This is a genomic window from Emticicia sp. SJ17W-69 (genome assembly GCF_051209875.1).
Lineage (GTDB): Bacteria > Bacteroidota > Bacteroidia > Cytophagales > Spirosomataceae > Emticicia.
In genome coordinates, this window is the sequence record NZ_JBNTQY010000001.1 from 1,074,841 (window position 1) to 1,099,582 (window position 24,742).

A 24,742-nucleotide genomic window follows, 5' to 3' on the forward strand; every position below is an offset into this window, starting at 1 on the left:
AGGCGAATGAATATTTTAATCATTCTATAATTCAATCATTTACTCATTGGTTTTATGAAAAGAGTATTAATAACAGGTGGTGCGGGTTTTTTAGGATCACATCTCTGTGATAGATTTATCAAAGAAGGGTATTATGTAATTGCGATGGATAATCTCATCACAGGTGATTTACGTAATATTGAACATTTATTCAAACACCCAAATTTTGAATTTTATCACCATGATGTGAGTAAATTTATTCACGTTCCAGGCGAATTAGATTATATTTTGCATTTTGCTTCGCCAGCAAGTCCGATTGATTATTTAAAAATTCCGATTCAAACCCTTAAAGTTGGTTCGCTCGGTATTCATAATTGTTTGGGTTTGGCCCGTGTAAAAAAAGCAAGAGTAATCATTGCTTCTACTTCTGAAGTGTATGGTGACCCTTTGGTTCATCCGCAAACTGAAGAGTATTGGGGACATGTAAATCCAGTAGGGCCACGTGGTGTTTATGATGAAGCCAAACGTTTCCAAGAGGCGATGACAATGGCCTATCATACTTATCATGGCTTAGAAACTCGCATCGTACGAATTTTTAATACTTATGGCCCACGCATGCGACTCAATGACGGACGTGTATTACCTGCATTTATTGGTCAAGCACTTCGTGGAGAAGATTTGACGATTTTTGGGGATGGTACGCAAACACGCTCATTTTGTTATGTTGATGATTTAGTAGAGGGTATTTATCGCCTTTTATTATCGGATTATGCTTATCCAGTAAATATTGGTAATCCGTCGGAAATTACAATGAATGAATTTGCTGAAGAAATCATCAAATTAACGGGTACTGACCAGAAAGTTGTTCATAAACCATTGCCAAAAGATGATCCAAAGCAACGTCAACCAGATATTACAAAAGCAAAAGAGATATTAGGTTGGGAGCCAAAAGTAAATCGTGCTGAAGGTTTGAAGATTACTTATGAATATTTCAAAAATTTGCCAAGAGAAAGACTTTTTGACGAAGTTGCTCACAGAGACTTTAATAAGAAATAATACCAGAAACAATATTAAATCCTGTAAGGTTTGAAAAAACCTTGCAGGATTTTTTTTATTGATTCGAATGACACTATAAGTGCATTATCATATCAAAATTATCAATACCATTTTTTTCAAAACTACCGATTTTTTCAAAACTATTTTTTAGATAATAATTGATAGCTGTCTCATTAGTAGCTTGAACACCACCCCAAAGAAAAATTCTTCGTAAACTTTGTTTTTGTAATTCGATTTTAAGGAAATCAAACATCATTTTTCCTAAACCTTTGCTTTGCCAAGCATCAGCAACCGAAGGAGCAAAGGTACAATCTGTTTGCGGATAGAGTTGTATTCCATTTTCTTCGAATCTTTTTTTATCTTTTAAAACATAACCCAATTTGATGATCGAATAGGCGATGATGGCTTGGGTTTCAATGTCAGTTATGATATATCCAATATTGTTGTTTTCAGGTAAATAAAACTGTTCAATCGCTACTAAATCAAATCGATGAGGAGCAAATCTACTACGAGTGGCCAAACTAAGATTACTCAGATATATCAGCAACTTATCAAAATCTTTAGCAAGAAGTTGACTTATTTGCAGCTTTTTTTCGGTCATTTCTAGTATAAATTAATTTGATTTGCTCAATTTAAATGCTGTTCCCTTGAAATCTATTACCTTTACAAACGTTTTTATTTGTAAAACTGTTTTCTATAAAAAAATAAATTAAATATAGATAAATGAAATTAGACCGCATAGAAGATGCAATTGAAGCTATTCGTAATGGAGAAATAATTATCGTTGTAGATGATGAAGACCGTGAAAACGAAGGAGATTTTATATGTGCTGCCGAAAAAACTACACCTGAAATGGTTAATTTCATGGTGAAAGAAGGAAGAGGCTTGATGTGTACACCGCTTACAAGAAAACGATGTGAAGAATTAGAATTGGATATGATGGTGGGCAAAAATACCGCTCAACATGAAACTGCATTCACAATATCAGTTGATTTACTCGGAAATGGTTGTACTACTGGCATTTCAGCAAGTGACCGTGCGAAGACAATCCAAGCTTTAGTTAATCCAAATACAAAACCTGAAGATTTGGGTCGTCCAGGACATATTTTTCCACTGAGAGCTGCCGAGGGAGGTGTTTTACGCCGCTCAGGGCATACAGAAGCCGCCATTGATTTGGCCGTTTTGGCAGGTTTGAAGCCCGCAGGTGTACTTATTGAGATTCTGAATGAAGATGGCACGATGGCTCGTTTGCCACAACTTTTTGAAATTGCTAAGAAATTTAATCTTAAATTAGTAAGTATTAAAGATTTAATCGAATATCGCTTAGCTAAAGAGAGTCTGATAAAAAGAGAAATCGGTGTAGATATGCCTACTGAATGGGGGCATTTTGATATGGTTGCTTTTCGACAATTAGATAATGACCAATTGCACTTGGCTCTTATCAAAGGTACTTGGGAAGCTGATGAAACTGTGATGGTACGAGTACATTCATCTTGTGTGACGGGTGATATTTTTGGTTCTTGTCGTTGTGACTGTGGGCCTCAATTACATGCTGCAATGGAGATGGTTCAGAAGGCCGATAAGGGAGTCGTATTATATATGAATCAAGAGGGAAGGGGAATAGGACTGCTAAATAAGCTCAAAGCATACAAATTGCAAGAGATGGGAAGAGATACTGTAGAGGCAAATCTTGAATTAGGTTTCAAGATGGATGAACGAGATTATGGGGTAGGGGCTCAAATTTTGCGTAATTTGGGTATTCGTAAAATAAAGCTCATTTCTAATAACCCAAAAAAGAGAGCAGGCTTGACGGGGTATGGTTTGGAAATACTTGACTCAATTCCAATTGAAATCTTGCCCAATCCTTACAATGAAAAATATTTACAGACCAAAAGAGATAAAATGGGTCATGAGATTTTAGGTTCATAAAAATATTAGGCACGCATAACAATTTTTTAATGAACCAAAATAGAATTTTACCAATATTTTTCATTAAAAAACTTATAAAATGTTGTAAGTCAGGCACTTATCCAAATAAAAAGGGTAGGTGCTTGTTTTTTTTAGAGAAAAATTTTATGACCTTTGTGAAGGAAAATTAAAAACCACTAAATGATTTTTACTTCAAACATTTCTAACTCCAAAAAAAACATGATGCGAAAATTTACTTTTATGCAGAAGGCTTTTAGCTTTCTTGCAGTAATGCTTTTTGCTTTTCAAAGCTTTGCACAAGTTACGACCTCGTCAATCAGCGGTTTAGTTTCTGATGCGAAAGGCGAAGGTCTGCCTGGTGCAACGGTTGTTGCTGTTCACGTACCGTCAGGTACAAAATATGGTACTGTATCAAACACTTCTGGTCGTTATGTACTTCCTTCAGTACGTGTAGGTGGCCCTTATAAAATTACTATTTCATTTGTTGGCTTTAAAGAGGCTATCAAAGAAGGAGTAATCACAAGTTTGGGTACTTCGGCTAACGTTGATGTTAAATTAGATGAGGAAGGCACATTCCTTGATGAAATCAAAGTTGTGTCTAATCGTAGCGACATTATTAGCTCTGGACGTACTGGTCCTTCTACGACACTTAGCCGTGAAAGCATCAATCGCCTTCCAACTTTGACTCGTAACTTAAATGACCTAACAAAATATAATGCTTATAGCAATGGCCGTTCATTTGGTGGACAAGATAGCCGTTTCAATAACTTTACAATTGATGGTTCGGTTTTTAATAACGGTTTTGGTTTAGGTAATCAAGCACAAGCTGGTGGCCGTACAGGTACTTCTGCTATCTCTTTAGATGCGATCGAAGAGGTTCAAATCAACATTGCTCCATTTGATATTCGTCAATCGGGTTTTGCAGGTGCAGGTATCAACGCTGTAACTCGTTCTGGAACAAATGATTTCTCGGGTTCAGTTTATGGTTTTACTAAAAATCAAAACTTAATTGGTAAGAAAGCTGCTGGTTTGGCTATTCCTGCTACAACTTTTAAAGAAAGTTCGTATGGTTTCCGTTTAGGTGGGCCAATCATCAAAGATAAATTATTTTTCTTTGTAAATGCTGAAGGTGTGAAAGGAGCTCGTCCAGCTTTGGATTGGGTAGCAAACCGCTCAGGTGCAGTTGGTAACGTATCCCGTACAACAGCTGCTGACTTGGAAGATTTGAGTTCGTTTATGAAAACAAACTTCAATTTCGACCTTGGTGCAATTGATGGCTATAACAATGAAGTGAATAGTAAGAAGTTTTTGACTCGTATTGACTATAACATTAATGATAACCATAAATTATCAGTTCGTTATTCTCACCATGATTCAGAATCAGATGCGATTATCAGTAATAGTAATAGTTCGAATACAGCTGGTAATGGTAATCGTAATAACTTATCAACAGCTATTTCGCCACAAAATACTGGTTATAAAATCAAAGATAACACACGCTCATTTGTTGCTGAGTTAAACTCAACTTTCAAAGGTAAATATGCTAACAATTTGATTGCTACTTATAACAAACAAATTGAAGACCGTGCTTATCGTACTCAAGTATTCCCATCAATTGATATCTTGAAAGATGGTTCTACTTATACTTCGATTGGTTTCGACCCATTTACACCTGATAACAAGTTGAACTATTCAACTTTGAACTTTACTGATAACTTTACGATTTTTGCAAATAAGCATACTTTCACTTTAGGAGCTGCTTACGAACATTTTACGTCGAACAACTTATTCTTCTATGGTTCGAATGGTGTTTATACTTTCAACTCAATTGCTGATTTCAAAACTGCAGCTTTGGCTTATTTGGCTAATCCAAATTTGACAGAATCACCAGTGGCAATGAACAGATTTAACTACCGTTATACTTTGTTACCAGCAGGTGAAAAACCTTGGCAAACATTGAAACTTGGAACAACAAGTTTGTATGCTCAAGATGATTATCAAGCGACAAAAAACTTAAAAATTACAGCAGGTTTCAGAGGAGATTATGTAGCGGTTGCTCAAACTGCTGGAGATTATGCTAATAAAATTGTTTCGGCTTTGACATTCAAAGATCCAGATGGTAAAGATTATAAAGTAAATACTGAAAACTTACCAAAAGCAAGATTATATATTTCTCCTCGTATTGGCTTTAACTACGATGTAGCTGGTAAGAAAACTACTCAGATTCGTGGTGGTACTGGTCTTTTCTTATCAAGAATCCCTTATGTTTTGATTTCAAATCAATTGGGTAACAATGGTGTAAACATTGGTTTAGTAAATGTTACAAATACAAAAGCTTATCCTTTCACGCTTGACCCAACTCGTTATACACCTGCTACAACAGATTTATCAAAAATCACTGGTTATAATGTTAATGCTTCTGACGAAAACTTGAAGTTTCCACAAATTTGGAAAACTAACTTAGCAATTGATCAAAAATTACCATTCTTGGGTATTATTGCAACTGCCGAGTTAATCTATAACCAAAACCGCAATGCACTACGTTATATTGACGTAAACTTGAAAGGTGCAAGTGGTGACTTTGTGGGCACTGATACTCGTGACCGTTACCCAGCATCTGGTTTAACAGGAACTGCAGCTAATACAGCACGTTATATCAATGGTGCAATCAATAGTGCATATATCTTGACAAATACTAATTTAGGTAGCTCATACTCTTTAACTTTTAAATTAGAGAAACCAGTAACAAAAGGATTCGGTGCAATGTTTGGTTATACTTATGCAAAAGCTAAAGATTTAGCTTCGGTAGGTAGTACAGTAAATGCAAATATCCCTGCTTTGGGTGGTGTAAATTACAACACTTTGGGTTACTCGGATAATGACTTGCGTCACCGTTTTGTAGGTTATGTGAGTTATCGTAAAGAATATGGTGGTAAATTTGGTGGTGCTACAATGTTTACTTTGGGTGGTACTTCTCAGAGTGGTGGTAAAATCTCTTATACATATTCTAATGACATGAACGGTGATGGCCAAATCAACGACTTGATTTATGTACCAAAAAGTGCATCTGAATTGACCTTCTCAGCATTGACTACTGCAGGAAAAACATTCACACCTGCCGATCAAGCAGCAGCTTTGGATAACTTTATTAATGGTAATCCTTATCTTTCTACTCGTCGAGGACAATATGCAGAACGTAATGCAGGATTTTTCCCATGGTTAACTCGTTTTGACTTCTCAGTTGAGCAAGATTTTTATATAAAAACTGGTAAAGCTGGAAAGAAAAATATTATTCGTGTAAGAGGTGATATCTATAACTTTAGCAACATGATTAATAACAAATGGGGTGTAGGTAATACAGCTACTTCATTTAGCCCATTGGTATTAGCGAGTGTTGCAACTACTGGTGCAAATGCTGGCGTACCTGTTTATCGTTTAAATACGCAAGTATTGTCAACTGTTGGTGCTGATGGAAAAACAACTACGGATACAATCTTACTTCGTGATTCATTCGTGAAGTCAAAAACTGTTGATGATGTATTCCAAGTTCAACTCGGACTTCGTTATATCTTTAACTAATTGATATTTAGTTTAATACAAAAAAGCCCCACTTCTTTCGAAGTGGGGCTTTTTGTTTTGTATCAGACAAAAAATAAAAATCTTATTTATACAAATCAGACAAAACTTTCACCACTTTATCAACTTCTTCGGCAGTATTATATTTTCCAAATGAAAAACGTACATTCCCACGTTCAGGCTGAACATTTAATGCCCCTAATACATGAGAGCCTACATCAGAACCACTGGTGCAGGCACTTCCACCCGAGCAAGAGATTTGAGCAATATCAAGGTTAAACAATAACATATCATTATCTTCACTTGGAGGAAGGCTAACATTCAAGACAGTATAGAGGCTTCGTTCCAAATTTGCTGAATCTCCATTGAAACGCACATCAGGAATGGCTGCTTGAAGTTTTTCAATCATGCGTTGCTTTAAACCTTCGATGTGTGCTTTATGGACATCCATTTCTTTATAAGCAATCTCAAGGGCTTTTGCCAAACCAACGATTCCATAAACATTTTCTGTACCGCCACGCATGTTTCGCTCTTGTGAGCCTCCATGAATAAATGGATGAATTTTGTTATTGGCATTGATATATAAAAAACCAACACCTTTCGGCCCGTGAAATTTATGAGCTGCCCCTACCAAAAAATCAATTTTTAGTTGTTGTACATCATGCTTATAATGCCCCATTGTTTGGACAGTATCGGAGTGAAAAATAGCATCATACTTTTTACACAAATCACCTACTTTTTCTAAATCAATCAAATTGCCAATTTCGTTATTGCCGTGCATCAACGATACTAAACTACGTGGTTTGGTGCTTAATAATTCTTCTAAATGAACTAAATCAATATGTCCTTTTTCATCAAGATTGACATAACTCAATTCTATTGTGCCTTGTTTCGCCAAATATTCAAGTGTATGCAATACCGCATGATGTTCAGTAGGAGAAGTGATGGCATGTTTTAAGTCGTAAGTATCAATGCTGCCTGTAATAGCTGTATTGTCAGCTTCTGTTCCACCAGAGGTAAAGAATATTTCTGAAGGAGAAGCATTAATGAGTGTCGCAACGGTTTTACGAGCCTTTTCGATTGCCGAACGCACTTGTCGCCCATGTGAGTGGATAGAAGACGGATTCCCGAAATTTTCGGTCATTAATGGCAACATTACTTGTAAAACTTCGTCATCAAGGCGAGTAGTGGCAGCATTATCTAAATAAATTTTAGGCATTTGGTAAAAAGTGTTTGTTGAGCTAAGCAATAAGTTTTACAAAAATAATATTTGGTTTTTAATTATACAACCTATTGTTTTAATAGACTAAGGCAAATTTTATTTGGTTTTTAGGATGTAGGAGTTAGGATTTAGGTATTAGGGGGTAAGGAGTAGGACTTAGGTTCTATAAATTAGATTGAAAAGTTAGGAGAAATATAGTTTAAACACCCTTACCTCCTAATAACTAAATCCTAACCCCTAAAGCTCCACACTTACATTTCTTTTAAAAGCAGCACCAAAATCAATCATTGACTCTGTTTTAAGAATGCCAGCAATGTGGTCAATTTTATCATAAAGTACACTTCTCATGTGTTCATTTGATTTAGCGACGATGCGTATATAAAGTGTATATTGTCCAGTAATATAATAACATTCCGTCACTTCTGGAATCTTACGTAATTCTTCAATAATTACTTTTGAGTCAGAATCTTCTTTCAGAACTAAGCCTGTAAATGCACTCCATTCGTAGCCAAGTTTACGCTCATCTAAAATGATTCCTGCACCTTTCAAAATGCCAATTTTTTTTAGACGAGTTACTCGCTGATGAACCATCGTATTTGAAATATTTAGGTTTTTAGCAATTTCAGAATATGGTTTTCTACCATCTTTTTCAAGTTGTATTAAAATCTTTTTATCGAATTCATCTAAAATATCTTCATTAATCATAAGTTAAAATGACTTAATATGTGTATAATTAAATTTTTATTAAATATAAAATATGAAATAAAAGTAAATATAACTTATTTATAAAATATATTAAGTCATTTTAACATATTTGAATATTATTTTTAAAACCAAAGAAATTTCAATGATAAAATATCTATTTATCATTGAAATATGAATAATCAACCATTTACAATTATGCTAACGGATATTTCACTAAGCGAACAGCTAATCGAATTAGAAGAACGCTACGGAGCTCATAATTATCACCCAATTGCAGCAGTGCTTGATAGGGGAGAGGGGGTGTATGTCTGGGATGTTGACGGAAAACGATACTATGATTTTCTGTCGGCTTATTCTGCCGTAAATCAAGGTCATTGTCACCCTCGTATTATCAATGCTTTGATAGAACAATCGCAAAAACTAACGCTTACTTCAAGAGCATTTTATAGTTCTATTTTGGGTCGTTATGAAGAGTATATTACAAAATATTTTGGTTATGACCGAGTTTTGCCCATGAATACAGGTGTAGAAGCAGTAGAAACTGCTTTGAAACTTTGCCGCAAATGGGGATACCAAGTCAAAGGAATTCCTGAAAATAAAGCCAAAATCATTTTTGCTGGAGGGAATTTTCATGGACGCACACTTTCTGTGATTTCAGCTTCAACAGACCCAACAGCTCGCCGTGATTTCGGTCCATTTATTTCAGGTTTTGAGGTTGTACCTTACAATGATATTGAGGCATTAGAAGAAGCATTGATTAACGACCCTTATATTGCAGGTTTTATCTTTGAACCGATTCAAGGAGAGGCGGGCGTGGTTGTACCTGATGATAATTATTTACCCGAAGCCTATCGTTTGTGTAAAGCGAGTAACGTACTTTTCATTGCTGATGAAATTCAAACAGGTATCGCTCGTACAGGGAAAATGTTGGCAACGGATCATTACGATGTACGACCTGACATTGTTATTTTAGGAAAAGCTCTTTCGGGAGGTGTTTTGCCAGTGTCGGCTGTCTTAGCCGATGATGAAATCATGCTTACTTTAAAACCTGGTGAACATGGTTCTACATATGGAGGAAACCCATTGGCTTGTGCCGTAGCAATGGAAGCTTTACAAGTAGTAAAAGATGAGAATTTGGCTGCAAATGCTGACTGTTTAGGGAAATTATTCCGCTACGAAATGAACAAATTGGTTGAGGAAACAAATATTGTAACAGCGGTTCGTGGTAAGGGTTTACTCAATGCGATTGTGATTGACTCACACGAAGATTCTAATTTGGCTTGGGATATTTGTATGAAATTTAAAGATAATGGCTTATTGGCAAAACCAACTCACGGCAACAAAATTCGCCTTGCACCGCCATTGGTGATGACAGAATCTCAAATGTGGGATTGCGTTGAAATCATTAATGATACGATCAAAAGTTTCTAAGCTATTTTGTAAGATTATATTTTAAAAGCCCCTATCTTGGGGCTTTTTTGTTTAAAGCAATTTATTCTGTCCTAAAATAAGTTCAAAATAGTACACATAGTAAAATGCAAAGAAGCCAACCCGAATAAATGAGATGGCTTCTTTGTATTTTACTATATTGAGCTTATTGAATTAATTCATTTGTAAAATTTTGATTTCAGTGCGACGGTTTTGAGCGTGTTGTTCTTCTGTACATTCTACACCATCAACACAACCATTGACTGGCATTGATTCGCCATAACCAGCAAACTCAACACGGCTGCGGCTAATGCCACGTTTGAATAAATATCCAGCAGATATTTTGGCACGGCCTTCAGACACTTTTTGATTAAAATCTGCTTCCGAACGGCTATCTGTGTGAGCTCTTAGTTCGATACGCATTTTTGGATATTTACGCATCATGGTTACTAATTTGTCTAATTCTGCACGAGCATCAGATCGCAAATTACATTTTCCGTAGTCGAAATAAATATTATCAACCTGAACGATGTCACCTGTGCCAAACATAAATACATCTGCCGTTACAGGACCTTTCTTACAATTCAATTTACGAATACGCTTACCTTTAGAACCAAGATTATCTTTTGAGCCTTCAACAGTATAATCGCAACCTTCAGCTACAGTAAATTGATAATTCCCAGTGGCGTCGGTATAAGCAGTTTGTGTTGAGCCATCGCACTCACTTCGCAAGGTAACTAAAACACCATCAACGGCTTGCTTAGTACCTTGTGACATCACACGTCCACGAATGATACATGTATTGCCAGTAGCTGTACCAGAAGTACCACTTGTACCTGTACCTTGTTTTCCTTGTGTGGTGGCTTCACCAGCGTTGCTTGGTTGTCCGGTAGTTTGCCCACTTGCATTCTGTGCCAATGCCGTTGAATCAACCACAGGCTTAGGCCTACTCATGGGAATTTCTAAGCGAGAAGCTTCATTATCACAATCTTTGGTAGAAAAACTAACCGTATTAGCACTATATCCATCACGAGTAGCACGGAAAGCAAACTCTACATCTTGATCAAGACCTTCTAATTTTACACTTCCATCCGCATCACTCATTTTTTCTTTGATATTACCATCTTTGTCTTCATAAACAATTTTAGTATTATCTAAAGGCATTTTTGTTTCGGCGTCATATACTGCAATGATTAGATCACAACCTTCTTTGAGTTCACATTCTCGATCAAATTTATAAATGTCATCATCTGCACCGCCACGCTTACGGTTGGAACTAAAATAGCCCGCTTTGCGTAAACCGTCAGTAACAATGCCAAAGTCATCTTTGCTTGAATTGATTGGTGAGCCAAGATTGATGATACGTCCTTTTGAAGTTGTTCCATCCATCTGAGTAAAGAAAATATCTAAATCTCCTAAACCTGCTTGTCCATCTGATGAAAAATACAAATTACCTTTATCATCTACAAATGGGAACATTTCATTACCTTTAGAATTTACCGTTTTGCCCAAATTGATTGGTGCTGACCAGTTATTGCCATCTAAGCGTGAAACATAAATATCAGTTCCACCAAAGCCACCAGGCATATCTGATGCAAAGAAAAGTAATTTTTCATCTGGAGAAAGTGCAGGATGTCCAGTAGAATAATCATCGCTATTAAAGGGTAATTCTTTGATATTTTTCCAACCATCTTTGGCTGCATCTCCCATATATAATTTTAATTTGTTGATGCCATCTGAACTGCGACGAACTTTACCATTATTAAAATTATTACGAGTAAAAATCACTTTTGAACCATCTTTGAAAAAAGCAGCTGGGCCTTCATGGTATTTTGAGTTGATAGAGCCTCCAAATCTTTCAGATTCAGTAACGGGGCGGTCACCATAGCCCATGCCTGCCATTACACTCGTTCCTCCATACGTACCGATTGTACGAGTATCATTGGCTGTAGGGGCAGTGTATTCATCAGATCCAACAACACCTCCGCCTCCACCTCTTCTACGAGGAGCTTTTATATCACCCGAACCAGTTCCTAAACCTGCTGCTTGTCCGCCTATAGCAGATATATCGTCAAGAAAAAATAGGTCAAGAAAAGGAGTTTCATTCCAATTAAATACACGACGCACACCAACCGTATTATGACGATTTGAAACGAAAACTAATCCATTCTTGAAATAAGAAGGACTAAAATCCGCAGCATTTGTATTAATTGAGAGATAATCTACTTTGTAGCAGTTGGCATTTTTTGATAGTACACTCACATCATTATACAGTTTTGAAAAACCTTTTCCACGAGGGTCGTCTTCCACTTTACGTGTATATTTGTCGTACATTTCTTGTGCTTCACGGTATTTGCCATTACTGGCAAGAACTTGGGCATATTTAAGACATACGCCTATGTTTTCACCTGATAAATCAGTATTTGTACCGAAAATCTCGCTGTAAACACGTTCAGCATTTTGTGTATCTTTAATCTTGGTATAACTGTCTCCCAACTTAATTTTGGCAGCTAGTTTCTGTTGATCGGTCAACCCTTTTTTCTTCAAAGCCGCTTCAAAAGCGTCAATGGCTTTTACGTAACTAAGACTCTCATAGTGATGCTCAGCAGTTTTTAGTAAAGCTTCTTGGGCTTTTACGCTACCACAGAACAAGGCTGCTACAACCAAAGCTCCGATTATTTTTTTCCTGACAATCATTGTTGTTGAATTTAAAATTCACTCTTATTAAAAAATTATGTGCGTAAGAACACACAACCGCTATTTCTTAGTGGCTGAAATTCTTATATTTATAATTTATACAACCTTCATACCAATCTCGGCGAACATCAAGACGGTACTTAGGGTTTTCCTCAAATTTGCTTAGAAATATCTTGGCGTAAGAATCTTGTTTTTTCCAAAACCAAATTCATAGCGAAGCATTGCCTCATGCGTTGGAATACCAAAGAATCGACTGGTGCCAGTTTTAGATTTGTCATTTAGCTTATTCGTTGTAAAATCATAAGCATAACCCATTTTCAACTGAGGAGTCAATTGTAATTCTATCATACCAATTGCTGCATCAAACGGATCAACTTGGCTGAAGTTTTGGAATTGTGATATTCTTCCAGAAACACCGAAGGAGATTTTATCTTTTATCCAAAAGTTGATATTGCCATCTACGCCAAGTGGTGAACCTGCGGTATATCGTAGCATGGTTGAAGGTTTGATTTTGAAATTACCTTTACCAACCACAAATCCCATCATTACAAAATAGTGGCGACGGGTTTTGCCATCACCAGCTTTTCTGAGACTATCGCTTCCCAAGTTATAGTTTGTGATAGAGTTTTGCATAATTTGTGGGCAAGAAACGCCTATATACCCACGGTCATTGCTGAGGTAGATACCTCCACCTACATTTGGCAAAATGCGATTGATGTCGAAATTACCACCAAAAACAGGGTCATTCCCAACATTTTGAGCATCTGATAAGGCCCAACGAAGATTCATTGCACCACCTTGCACACCAAAAGCAAGTGTAGAACGTGGCCCTACCTTTACACGGTAAGAATAGGTCAGATAAAGTCCTGTATTTTTGGCAAGACCGAGACCATCATAGGATGCTTGCAGCCCAAGACCCATTTTTTCATTCTTGATAGGCATATCCATCGAGAATGTATAAGTCGTTGGTGCTCCAGGAACACCCATCCATTGATAGCGTCCGAGGGCGGTTAAGCTCAATACATCACGGCTTCCAGCATAAGCGGGATTAATAGCCATTGTATTGAACATGTACTGGGAGAACATCGCTTCTTGTTGAGCGAAGGTTTGGTAGCTGCTTACTAATGCTCCAACGAGCAAAAGCGTGGCAAGCCTGTTTTTCAGGTTTGTAAAGTTCTTCATTTTTACCCAATTAAATAGTACGGATAATGTTGGTTGTAAAGGTTCTCTTCATTAGATTGATGAACCTTATAAGCCTTTTTATACTCAATAGCAAACAAAGTTACATTAAAGTTTTAAAATATCAATTTTTTTATGCTTGACAAAACTTAAGGTTTTGAAAATATCTCAAATGATTATACTTTCGAGATATTTTCATTTATTTTTCTATCTTACAAGGGTTAAGAATCCAATTTTTGGTTTATCGCCCCACAGACCCTCTGCTTTGACATAATAGTAGTAAGTGCCATCAGGAACTCCAGCTCCTTTGCTTCCTACTAATATACCGTTTGTGGCAACGCCATTCCATCCTTCTTCTTTGCCAAAGTCAGTATTCTGATAAATCAATTGTCCCCAACGATTATAGATATAGATTTCGGCCAACCTATCAGTTTTATTAACACCTGTTATGACGAACATATCACCAGTTCCGTCACCATTTGGAGAGAAACCATCTGGGATTATTGCTAACGAATCAAGCACTGTTGTTTTTCCTTTGATAGTTATGATAGTTGGTTCATTGTTATTGCCTGGATTTTTATCGCCATCGGGGTCGGGATTTAGACCAGCATAAGATTTATCTTTCACATTGGTCGTACTATCTTTTGCTGTACCAGTAATCGTATTAGCATAGATAGCGTCTCCTTGTTTTGTACTCAGTAATCTAAGTTTAAATATTAGTGTATCACTCGTTCCTACTGCTAACGAACTACTATCTGCAATCAGCATGGTTGTGACAGTTCTACCATTGAAAGTGCTATCTATTTTTAGCTTACTGTTTTTATTCAAGGTTGGCTTGCCAACCAACACAAACTCTGCACTATCGGCAAATACTTGTCCAAGACTATCGCTTAATTGCACATTTGTTAATTTGTGAGTACTAAAGTTTTTGACAATAACAGTATAAGTCAAATTATATGTATCATCAGCGTTCTTAACAGAGTCAAGAGTTGCTGCTTTTGCAATACCTAAAGTTGTTGAGAAAACTGTTGGCTCAATAGTGCCAAGTTTAACAGGCGTTGGGAGCCAGTTATTTCTTGGATCACCATCATTATTCTTTTGGGCTTCACCACCTGCACTGAAATCTGGGTCACTACCATTGGTGGATAAATCGTCAGTTGATTTATTACTTGGATATTTACCAATAGCCAATGCTTGGTTTTCGAAGTTAACTTTATTCGATGTTGTAGTCAATCGAGTAAATAATGTTACAGATCTTTCAGAATCGACGGCTAATGTACTTAGTGAATCAACCAATAGATTGATTAAACTTCCACGACCTGTGTAGCTTTTGTTGACTGTGAAACCTGTGTCTGCTTTTACATTTACTGAATCAATTTTTACACTATCACCGAAGGCAACACTCAAGTTATCTTGTATTTGTACACCAGTGAATACTACTTTACCATAGTTTTTGACTTTGAAAGTGAAAGTTACATCATAGGTGTTGGTTGTACCATTTACTAACTTAGGTTCGCTTGCACTCTTCGAGATACCAATAATGGCTTCTGGTAAATTATTGAAATTTATTACTGTTGGGGCATTCCCATCTGCATTTGGGTTAATACCTGCGTTTGAAGCATCGCTGATAATCTTACCACTTGGAGTTTTTGCTGTTACAATTACGGTATTTCTAAATGGCCCTTTATTGCCGTTTAGTTTTACATTAATTATCCATGAAATTGTATCAATCTTATTGGGTGCGATTTGACTATCACTCAGCAACATACATGTATTGTTAACGCCATCATAGTCATTATCGGTTTTCAATTGACTTCCAACACTTAGCGTAGGTTTTTTTACAATCGTTGCTATTGCGGGTAAATTGAAAGTTTTGGATAATGTATCGCATATTTGTATGTTAGAAAGATTCAAATTACCACAATTTTTAATGATAGCATTATAAGTGATATTGTAGCTGCCGTCAGCTTGTTTTAATGTATCTTTCACATACAATGCAATACCAATGCAAGGGATTTCAATTGAGTTTCCTGCGTCAGAACCAAGTACCAAGTTGGTTGGATTACTACCAGGAGCATCAGGGTTAAGACCTGCATTTGATAAATCAGTAACATTTTCTTTCGTACCATTTGTAAGCGTACCAGAGCCACTTGCTACGGCTGTATTGGCGAATAATTTTACTGTATCTGGCTGTACATTTACTGTAAATTTCAGCGTATCTGTTTTACCAACGGCAATTGTACTTCCTGTCAATGTTAGGCGTGTATCAGTTGAACCATTAAAAGCATTGTTGATAGCTAATTGGCTACCCGTATTTTTAGTAGGTACACCTACAGCTGTAAACGTAGCTGGTGCTTTGAAAACTTTGCTTAATGTGTCTCTTACAATTACGTCATTCAATACCAACGAACCATTGTTTTTTACAAGTAATTGATAAGTAACATCATAAGAACCATTTGCGTGCTTAGTTGTATCTAAAACGATTTTTGCTAAACCAATACTTGGTGATTTATAAAGTTTCACAACTGTAGGCTCGGCACTTGCTTTATCTACAAACTTACCGTTGTTTGATACATCAGATACATCTTGTGGAATGCCGAAAGCGGTGTTTCCTATTGCTTCAGCAATGGCATTGGTTGTAAATGGCCCTTCCTTGCCATTTGGCACAATATTAATTACAAATTTTACCGTATCAATGATTCCTGGTTCTACAACACTCCCTTCTGGAATTGTCAAACTCAAGTCTGTTGAGCCATTGAAACTATCATTGGTTATTAATTTACTTCCTACACCTGCAGTTGGTTTTTGAACAATAGTGTAAGTTGTTGGTGCTGGAAACATCGTTGCCAAATTTTCCGAAATTTTTACACCTTCAAGTTTTACATTACCACATGCCTCAATTAATGCTCGGAATGTGATATTGTAACTGCCATTTGCTTGACGTGTTGTATCAGCAGAAAGAGCCAATCCTACACACGTTTCTTGACAAGTTTTACACTCGACTGTCCATTGACTAATATTATTGCTTGTTATTGGGTCTATCTGGTCAAGTTTAGTAATCTTGGCGATATTGATAATCTTACCTGCTTTGGTTGTCTTAGATTCGTAAGTGTATGTTTTAGTTGCACCACCAGCCAAACTACCTATGACACTCAACAAGGAGTCTTTGCCAAAAGCTGTAAAGCCTGGAGTTGATGAGGTAATTTCAAGACCTTTTGGTAATACATTTACGATATGTACATTCGTTGCGGTTTTGCTACTATTGTTTTTAACTTTTATCGTATAAGTTACAGGATCACCAACTTTTAATTCGACTCTTGAGCCTATAATTTCGATGCTCAACTCAGTTTGTGTTGTATCAGAAGGATTATCAGGTGTACATTGATCAATCATTACCATGATCGGAGCTCCTGAGCTATAACAACCAATTGTACTTTTTTCAAAAACATAATAAGTACCTGCTCCTACAGCAGTTGTATTGGCAAGACCTGGTGAATCTGACTTATTTCCAGTATGGAATTCAAATACTCCTCCTTGTGTTTGGGGTGCACTCTTGACCGCAGTACTTAGATTAACAACAGTTGCTGGACAAGTATTTTTTGCCATTGCTGTGACTGTTGGTGCTGCAATCGCATTGCCCAGTACCACTACAACTTCATTCGAACTAAGTGACGCACATCCTTCTTGACTTAATAATTTAACAGAATAACGCCCTGGAGTTTTTACAGTGATACTCTTGGTAGTTGCACCGTTGCTCCATTTATAAATCCCTGCTTCATTTACTGTTAATACTACCGAATCTCCAAAACAAATATTTGGTGATTTGTTGGATACTATGCTTGGTGTAGTTGTAACTCCTTTTAAAATAATTTTGAATGTATCTTTTGCTGCAACACATGGGCCATTATCATCTGGGTCATTGGTCGTAAGTATGAATGAAATATTACCTTTGATTAAGTCTTCTTTTGTATAATAGTATTTTGTACTCAAACTTAGAGCATTTTCAAATGTGCCTGTACCATCGGTAGTAGTCCATTTGGCACTACTAGCAGAACCTCCAATTTGACCTTTTAAAGTAAAGAAATCTTCACTCATGCAAACTGTGCTATCTTTTCCTGCTTTGACAGTTGCAGGATTATTTACACATGATGGATTGACTGGTACACAAGTAGTAATATTTACATTGATTTTACCAGCATCGCTATAACATCCATTCCCAGCTTTTTCAAAAACATAGTATGTTCCAGTACCAACCGCCGAAGCATTTGATACCGCTGGAGAGCCTGGTGTTGTTCCAGTACGGAAAACAAACACGCCTCCTTGTGATGAAACTTTACTTGTAACACCTGTTGTCAAATCAACAGTTGTAAATGGACATGTATTTATGAGATCTTTGACTGTTGGTTTTGTTAGGCCAGAACCCGTTACTTGTACGGTAATAATATTCGACTTTTCACTTTGACACTTGCCACCATCACAGATAGCCCAGTAGCTGGTAAGTATTGTTGGTGAAACGGTTATGACTGCACCAACCTGACCATCTGACCATTTCACTGTTCCTGCACAACCAGCAGCTTCAATTTGTGTGCTTGTGCCACTACAAACTTGTGTATTCTTACAATTGATTATAGGAGCAAGTGGATTTCCAACATTAATAGTTGCTGCAGCTGATGGAGCTGATTCGCATGAACCTACTTTACAAATTGCAGTGTAAACTGTTGTGACAGTAGGGTGAATGCTGATTGATGTAGTTGTTTGACCACTTGACCAAACAACTGTCCCAGCACAACCCAGAGCATTAAGAGTCAATGTATCACCTTGGCATATTCTTGAGGCAGAACATGAAATGATTGGAGACTCAGCTTTCGATATTACATTAACTGTTACTTTATCTGATTGCTCGCTGGTACATCCTCCTTGAGGCAATTTACATACAGCAGTATAGTTGGTTGTATTAGCAGGATTTACTGTGATAGGAGAACCTGTCAAACCATTTGACCAAACAGTTGTACCTGTACAACCTACGGCTGTAAGTACTACAGCATCACCAGCACAAATAGTTGTTTTATCACTACTAATGCTTGGTTTATTTGGTTTACCCACCGTTACAGTTATTTCATTTGATTTACTACTTTCACAAGCACCTGCTTTACAAGTAGCTGAGAAAGTAGTAGTTGTAGCTACATTTATTGTAAAACTACTCCCTGTTTGGCCATTCGACCAAACTAATGTTCCTGTACATCCTGTAGCAGAAAGCGTTACGTTTCCAGGTTCACAAATGGCAGTAATTGATGCCGAAAGAGTTGGTGCAGTTCCTCCTCCACTTAGAATCGTAATTACATTTGATTTAGCACTTTCGCCACATCCATTTGTACAAATAGCCGAATAAGTACCAGTTCCAACTGCAATTGTTAAACCTACTCCACCAGTACTCCATTTTACTGACCCAACGCAATCAGAAGCAGTAAGTGTAGCTATTTCATTACCACAAACATTTTCTTTGTTTGACTTAATTGTTGGAGCACTTGGCTGTTGACCACCAACAGTAATTATTTTTGACGCTGAACCTTCACATCCATCTACCAAACATTTCACATTATAGGTGGTAGTCAAAGTTGGTGTCACTGTGATTGCCGCTGTCGTTGCACCTGTATTCCATAATACTGTTCCTGCACAATTACTCGCAGTGAGTGTAACTGACCCTCCGCCACAAAGTGTTTCATTGGTTGCATAAATGCTTGGTTCAGGTGTTATGATTGTAATTGCACCATGTAATGATGGTTCACTTGTGCAACCATTGATTGTACAAGTGGCATTGTAGGTTGTACTTACAGTTGGAGTGAAGATAATTGTTGAGCCAGTTGCACCTGTATTCCAAGTTACAACACCTTCACACCCGTGAGCTGTAAATGTAAGGGATTCACCTAAACATATTCTTTCTTTCCCACAAGTCACAATTGGTGTTGCTGGTTTTGGTGTAACTGTGATGGTATTAGTGCCTTTATTACTACAATCTTCTACCAAACAAGTTACTTCGTAAGTTTTTGTTTCTGTTGGTGTAACTGTAATGGTTGAACCAGTTGCTCCAGTTGACCATGTTAAAGTTCCAGTACAATTACTTACTTTCATTGTTACAGTTTCACCTATGCAAATACCATTTTTGCTCGCTGTTATACTTGGTGTCGGAACAGTTGTATTTGTTAGAATTATCGAATTTGAAGTACCACTATCACCACAACTATTGCTACAAATAGCAGAATAAGTCCCTGTCGCTACTGAAATTGTTGAACCTGTTGCTCCTGTACTCCATTTGATAGTTCCTATGCAACCAGATGCTGTTAAATTAGCTGTATTATTTCCACAAAGCGTTTTTGTTGTAGTTGTAATCACTGGTACAGCTGGTATCGTTCCAACTGTAATAATGATTTCGCTTGATTTCGCACTCTCTCCACAACTATTGTTACAAGTTGCTGTATAATTGCCAGTCCCTGCTGAAATTGTTGAACTTGTTGCTCCTGTATTCCATTTTATTGTTCCATTTTCACATCCATTGGCTGTTAATATTGCCTTATCATTACCACAAAGTGTCGATTGATTTGTAGAGATTATAGGAGCAACAGGTGCTGTACCTCCTCCTATAGTAATCGTTTTTGAAGTAGATTTTTCACAGTCTTCAATGATGCATTTGACTGTATAAGTAGTAACAATGGTTGGAGTTGCTGTAATAGCAAATGTCGTTGCACCTGTATTCCATAATACCGTTCCAGTACAATTAGCTGCTGTCAGTGTTACCGTTCCTCCACTACATACAGATTCTGATGTTGCTGTAATTGTTGGTGGGGTTTGATTAATCACTTCAATTGTAGAAGATTTCGATGGTTCGCTTGTACATCCATTAACAGTACATATTGCACTATAAGATGTAGTAACTGTTGGCGTTACAATCATTGTTGAACCTGTTGCACCTGAACTCCAAGTTACCGAGCCTTCACAACCATGGGCTGTAAAAGTTAACGATTCACCTGCACATATTCTTTCTTTTCCACATGTTACTATTGGAGCAGTTGGTTTTGGTGTGACTGTGATTGACTTTGTAGCTTTTCCTACACATTCACCTGTTCCACATTTAACGTCATAAGTTGTAGTAATTGTTGGTGTTACAGTGATTGTCGAAGTTGTTGCTCCAGTTGACCATAATAAATTTCCGTTACAACCAGTTACTTTTAATATAGCAGATTCGCCTACACAAATACTTTCGTTGTTTGCTGTAATGGTTGGGGTTTCAGTTGGTGCTACAGTAATTGTTACTGTCGATGAAGTAGCACTCGAACATTCACCAACTTTACATACTGCTGAATAAATGCCAGTGGCAGTAGGTGTTAGTGAAATGCTTGTACCAGTTGAACCATTAGACCAAACTACAGTACCACTACAATTACTCGCAGTTAATACAGCTGCTTGTCCTACACAAATAGTGCTTTTGTTGGTAGCAATCGTTGGAGGATTGCTTGGTGAACCAATAGTGACAGTAACGCTATTTGATTTACCACTTATACAATCGCCTTTTTTACAAACTGCTGTATAAGATGTAGTGTTGCTTGGTGAAACTTCTATACTTGCCGTCGTTGCACCAGTTGACCATGTGATAGTTCCAGTACAGTTATTTGAGGTTAATGTTATTTTTCCACTACCACAAATAATATTTGTAGTAGAATTAGAAGAAATCAGTGGAGCTGCAATTACATTTACTACAACTGTTACCGAATTCGATTTTGCACTAATACAGTTATCATTTATTTTACATTGTGCTGTATATGTACTTGTTACATTTGGTGTTACTTTGACGGAGTTTCCTGTTTGTCCATCTGACCAAACGATTGTTCCATTGCAGCCAATTGCTTCGATAGATACACTTTCACCCAAACATATATATGGATTTGAACAAGCAATGAGTGGTGTTGTTGGATTACAAGATGATTGTTTGATATTTATATCGGCATCATCATCGTCATCTTCCTGTTTGTCAATACCGTTATTTGGTGTTGAATTTGAATCTTTTTGGTCTGATTTTGTGATTTGAGTCCAGTTTTTAATTGATCCTGTACTTGCTGTTACTTTAGCTACAATCTGGAATGTAGTGCTCTGTCCAACAGCAATTTGATTAATTTTTGCGATAACTGTGTTTCCTGCAATATCCATCAAATCACCACCAGTAGCAGATACAACTTGCAATCCAGTAGGGACAATATCATTTACTTCGACATTTGTTGCAATAGCTGGCCCTCCATTTTTTACATCTATATAATAAGTAATAAGATCACCTTGATTTGGTGTTGAATTACTTACTGTTTTATTTACACTCAAATCAGCTATTGTAACAGGTGTGATTGGAGTGGGTACAGTATAAAGTCCTGCATCAACAGTTAAGATGTCTTTTTTTGCAATATCACTAAGATTAATTAGTACCTTATCCGATAGACCAGTACTTGAATTAAAATCACTATCAATTGTTTCATCACTACCTACGTCTTGTTTAGAAGTGATTTGGGCACCTGCTGGTAAAGTACTTGTTATGACTTTTACAACATAATTTCCCTCGGATAAACCAGTAAATAAGTATTTACCATTATTATCTGTTGTATCTTTTTTCAATACTGAGCCAATAGGTAAGCCAATTCCATCAGAAGCATAAAGTTCAACGATTACACCACTGACACCTATTTGACCATCATCATTTAGTCCATTATTATTAGTATCTTTCCATACATAATCTCCAATAGAACCTGTTGAAGTAGGTTTTAGACCTGCATCAATTGTCGTATTGTTTCTTGTGATTAAACCTAATGTTTGGGTAACATCGATGGTAATAGCATCGGTTGTTCCATCTGGATTGATGTTACTATCTTTAGTGATATCTCCTCCTAACAATTTTCCCGTAGCTTCATTACCTGCTGGCAAAACAAATTTTAACTTATATATACCTGATAATAAACTATCAAATACATATTTGCCTAAGGCATCTGTAAAAGTTGAATCTAATTTTGTCCCCGCAGCATTATCTAACAAATATACTTTTACTCCTGCTACAGGTGGTTCAAGTGCGGTTGTTCCTTGTATGCCATCATTATTTGAATCTATCCATACATAATCACTAATAGAACCATAAGGCCCTTCAATCACTTGAATCCCGCAACAGCCTTGGGCAGGGCAAGTGCTAACATTGGTGGTAAAATTATAGCTACCAGGAGCTTTAATAGTCAATGAAGAATCTGCATTTACCACAGCTTGGGTTGTAGCACCTGTTATTTCTGTCACACCACGAAACCATTTAATGGTCTTGCCATATTTAAATGGTGCAGGTACTGACACATTGTATTCTTCACCTGGATACCAAATAAGTGGTACTGAAAAACAACTGGCAGCCATATCATCTTCAGATAAGATGCTATTATTGGGGGTAGAATCAATATCTTGTTGACCAATACCTATTGACTTAACTTCAGAAATATTAAAAAAAACACCTCTTTCAATCACATTTGCTATAATTTCTAAATGTACCGAATCTCCAGAAGCTAAAGATGCTACACTCCAAAGCCCAATACCAGTACCAGGTGTATAATTAAAATTAGCTCCCCCATTATGGCTAGTAAGTGTCGCTCCACCAATCGGAAAATTATCTTGTACTACAATGGTTGATGCCGTGCTTGGACCAGAATTCTTTAACCACAAGGTATATTTTACTGTTCCGTTTAATGTTGGTGAAGAATTATCAATACTTTTTCTTAATGACAAATCTACAGATGTTTGAGCTACAACTCCTAAAATAGAAAAAAGCACCAACATAATTGTTGTTGCAAGACCTCTATATGTTGAATTTTTAGATTGTTTGTCATCCTCTTCATTATAGATTCGTATTGGAGGAGAAAATACAGAAACCCATTGTTTCAAATTTTGGTCAAAACGACTACCCAATCTATATTCTTTTACAATAGAATCTGTTTTTATCAGAGGTTCATTCACGATTGACTCTTGATTATTGACCGAAGCATGCAGGTGCTTATTTTGCTCATCTATAAAATATTCTTGCAAAATTTTATCCTCGATTGAAACAGCAGAATGAAGACCAAAACTATTTGTATTTTTAGTCTTAGTTTTCTTTTTTTCATCTTTCGACTCAAAAAGGAAAGCCATTATATCAACAATTTTCTGTACAAATGCCAACAAGCTTTTACCTTTAGGCTGTGCATGTGTCCGTGAGTGCTTCTCAACGAGTGTTTTTGCCTCACTTTGTGTAAAATTGTTTTTCATCTGCAAGTTTTTTTAAATAATCTTAATTCAATAATCAGCGTGTATTCTTGTATCTAGTGCCATTAGTCTTTTAGGTTCACGAAAGAATACACAATTTTGCTTATATACATACATTAGTATCCAAAACTGTGCCAAAACCCAATTTTGTGTCCACTCAATAAAAAAAGATTGGTTTTTGGCTAAATAGAAGTATAAAATGAAGAAATATTAATTGAAGCTATATTTAGAAAATATGGCATAAAAAGAGCCAAAATTATGCCAAATGATCAATATTGAATAAATATCCCTCAGTTTGTAGATGTTTTTTTAAAAATTATTGAATTTTTTAAAAAAATAGAGGACAGAGATTGACTAATTGAGGTAAAAATCTAATATATCTTTTCTAAAATAAAAAACATATTGTACTTGAATAAAATTTGATTTTGCTTTTTCAAGATTGGTGCGAGAAATATTTAAATAACTTATTTAAAGTTTATAGGATAGAGTGGTTTTAACATTTTTAGTGTGAAAAATTTGATTTTAAATTTATTGAATGAGAGTCTGATGCTATGTTTGTAAAGAGCTTCTGTTTAATTTTTAGTCAATCGTAAGTTGGCTACAATTGTATTTTTATTGTATTTGTGATCGGGCAACATATAATAATTCTTTGATAATACGGGGTAA

General features: G+C 36.5%; 10 protein-coding genes. 4 read left to right on the forward strand and 6 right to left on the reverse strand.

Going from position 1 to position 24,742, the window contains the following annotated elements; translation table 11 throughout:
• Positions 1-54 precede the first annotated feature (54 nt).
• Positions 55-1,035, forward strand: a complete 981-nt coding sequence (locus tag ACQUQZ_RS04655) for a UDP-glucuronic acid decarboxylase family protein (protein ID WP_435353589.1) — start codon at positions 55-57, stop codon at positions 1,033-1,035.
• A gap of 73 nt (positions 1,036-1,108) precedes the next feature.
• Here the strand turns inward: ACQUQZ_RS04655 and ACQUQZ_RS04660 are convergent, their stop codons facing one another.
• Entirely contained in the window at positions 1,109-1,636 is a 528-nt protein-coding gene (locus tag ACQUQZ_RS04660) for a GNAT family N-acetyltransferase (protein ID WP_435353590.1), read from the reverse strand.
• Positions 1,637-1,758: 122 nt separating this feature from the next.
• Here ACQUQZ_RS04660 and ACQUQZ_RS04665 point away from each other — a divergent pair, with 122 nt between their 5' ends.
• Positions 1,759-2,964, forward strand: a complete 1,206-nt coding sequence (locus ACQUQZ_RS04665; RefSeq protein ID WP_435353591.1) for a bifunctional 3,4-dihydroxy-2-butanone-4-phosphate synthase/GTP cyclohydrolase II — start codon at positions 1,759-1,761, stop codon at positions 2,962-2,964.
• A 219-nt stretch (positions 2,965-3,183) separates the two neighbouring features.
• Positions 3,184-6,543 (forward strand): TonB-dependent receptor, encoded by a 3,360-nt coding sequence (locus tag ACQUQZ_RS04670; protein ID WP_435353592.1) that lies wholly within the window; start codon positions 3,184-3,186, stop codon positions 6,541-6,543.
• Positions 6,544-6,625: 82 nt separating this feature from the next.
• On the opposite strand, the gene ACQUQZ_RS04675 is transcribed toward ACQUQZ_RS04670, so the two are convergent.
• Both ACQUQZ_RS04675 and ACQUQZ_RS04680 read right to left on the reverse strand, forming a co-directional pair.
• On the reverse strand, positions 6,626-7,759 hold the full coding sequence (locus ACQUQZ_RS04675) for a cysteine desulfurase family protein (RefSeq protein ID WP_435353593.1): 1,134 nt from the start codon (positions 7,757-7,759) through the stop codon (positions 6,626-6,628).
• Between the two features lie 240 nt (positions 7,760-7,999).
• Complete coding sequence (locus ACQUQZ_RS04680; protein ID WP_435353594.1) at positions 8,000-8,467, reverse strand: Lrp/AsnC family transcriptional regulator; 468 nt, start codon at positions 8,465-8,467, stop codon at positions 8,000-8,002.
• Positions 8,468-8,662: 195 nt separating this feature from the next.
• Between ACQUQZ_RS04680 and rocD the strand changes: the two genes are divergently transcribed.
• Positions 8,663-9,898 carry an ornithine--oxo-acid transaminase gene (rocD, locus tag ACQUQZ_RS04685; RefSeq protein ID WP_435357638.1) on the forward strand — a complete coding sequence of 412 codons (1,236 nt, stop codon included), beginning with the start codon at positions 8,663-8,665 and terminating at the stop codon, positions 9,896-9,898.
• 171 nt (positions 9,899-10,069) lie between these two features.
• On the opposite strand, the gene ACQUQZ_RS04690 is transcribed toward rocD, so the two are convergent.
• The 3 genes from ACQUQZ_RS04690 to ACQUQZ_RS04700 form a co-directional block, all read right to left on the reverse strand.
• The gene (locus ACQUQZ_RS04690; protein ID WP_435353595.1) at positions 10,070-12,592 is read right to left on the reverse strand and encodes an OmpA family protein; all 2,523 of its coding nucleotides are present in this window, start codon (positions 12,590-12,592) and stop codon (positions 10,070-10,072) included.
• Positions 12,593-12,754: 162 nt separating this feature from the next.
• On the reverse strand, positions 12,755-13,774 hold the full coding sequence (locus tag ACQUQZ_RS04695; RefSeq protein ID WP_435353596.1) for a PorP/SprF family type IX secretion system membrane protein: 1,020 nt from the start codon (positions 13,772-13,774) through the stop codon (positions 12,755-12,757).
• Positions 13,775-13,978: 204 nt separating this feature from the next.
• Entirely contained in the window at positions 13,979-24,079 is a 10,101-nt protein-coding gene (locus ACQUQZ_RS04700; RefSeq protein WP_435353597.1) for an SdrD B-like domain-containing protein, read from the reverse strand.
• Positions 24,080-24,742: the final 663 nt, after the last annotated feature.

What these genes read in the sequence shown, in the direction of transcription:
- ACQUQZ_RS04695 (WP_435353596.1), bottom strand. Translation starts at nt 13,774, where the DNA reads ATGAAGAACTTTACAAACCTGAAAAACAGGCTTGCCACGCTTTTGCTC.
- ACQUQZ_RS04690 (WP_435353595.1), bottom strand. Translation starts at nt 12,592, where the DNA reads ATGATTGTCAGGAAAAAAATAATCGGAGCTTTGGTTGTAGCAGCCTTG.
- ACQUQZ_RS04680 (WP_435353594.1), bottom strand. Translation starts at nt 8,467, where the DNA reads ATGATTAATGAAGATATTTTAGATGAATTCGATAAAAAGATTTTAATA.
- ACQUQZ_RS04660 (WP_435353590.1), bottom strand. Translation starts at nt 1,636, where the DNA reads ATGACCGAAAAAAAGCTGCAAATAAGTCAACTTCTTGCTAAAGATTTT.
- ACQUQZ_RS04700 (WP_435353597.1), bottom strand. Translation starts at nt 24,079, where the DNA reads ATGAAAAACAATTTTACACAAAGTGAGGCAAAAACACTCGTTGAGAAG.
- ACQUQZ_RS04670 (WP_435353592.1), top strand. Translation starts at nt 3,184, where the DNA reads ATGATGCGAAAATTTACTTTTATGCAGAAGGCTTTTAGCTTTCTTGCA.
- ACQUQZ_RS04655 (WP_435353589.1), top strand. Translation starts at nt 55, where the DNA reads ATGAAAAGAGTATTAATAACAGGTGGTGCGGGTTTTTTAGGATCACAT.
- ACQUQZ_RS04665 (WP_435353591.1), top strand. Translation starts at nt 1,759, where the DNA reads ATGAAATTAGACCGCATAGAAGATGCAATTGAAGCTATTCGTAATGGA.
- ACQUQZ_RS04675 (WP_435353593.1), bottom strand. Translation starts at nt 7,759, where the DNA reads ATGCCTAAAATTTATTTAGATAATGCTGCCACTACTCGCCTTGATGAC.
- rocD (WP_435357638.1), top strand. Translation starts at nt 8,663, where the DNA reads ATGCTAACGGATATTTCACTAAGCGAACAGCTAATCGAATTAGAAGAA.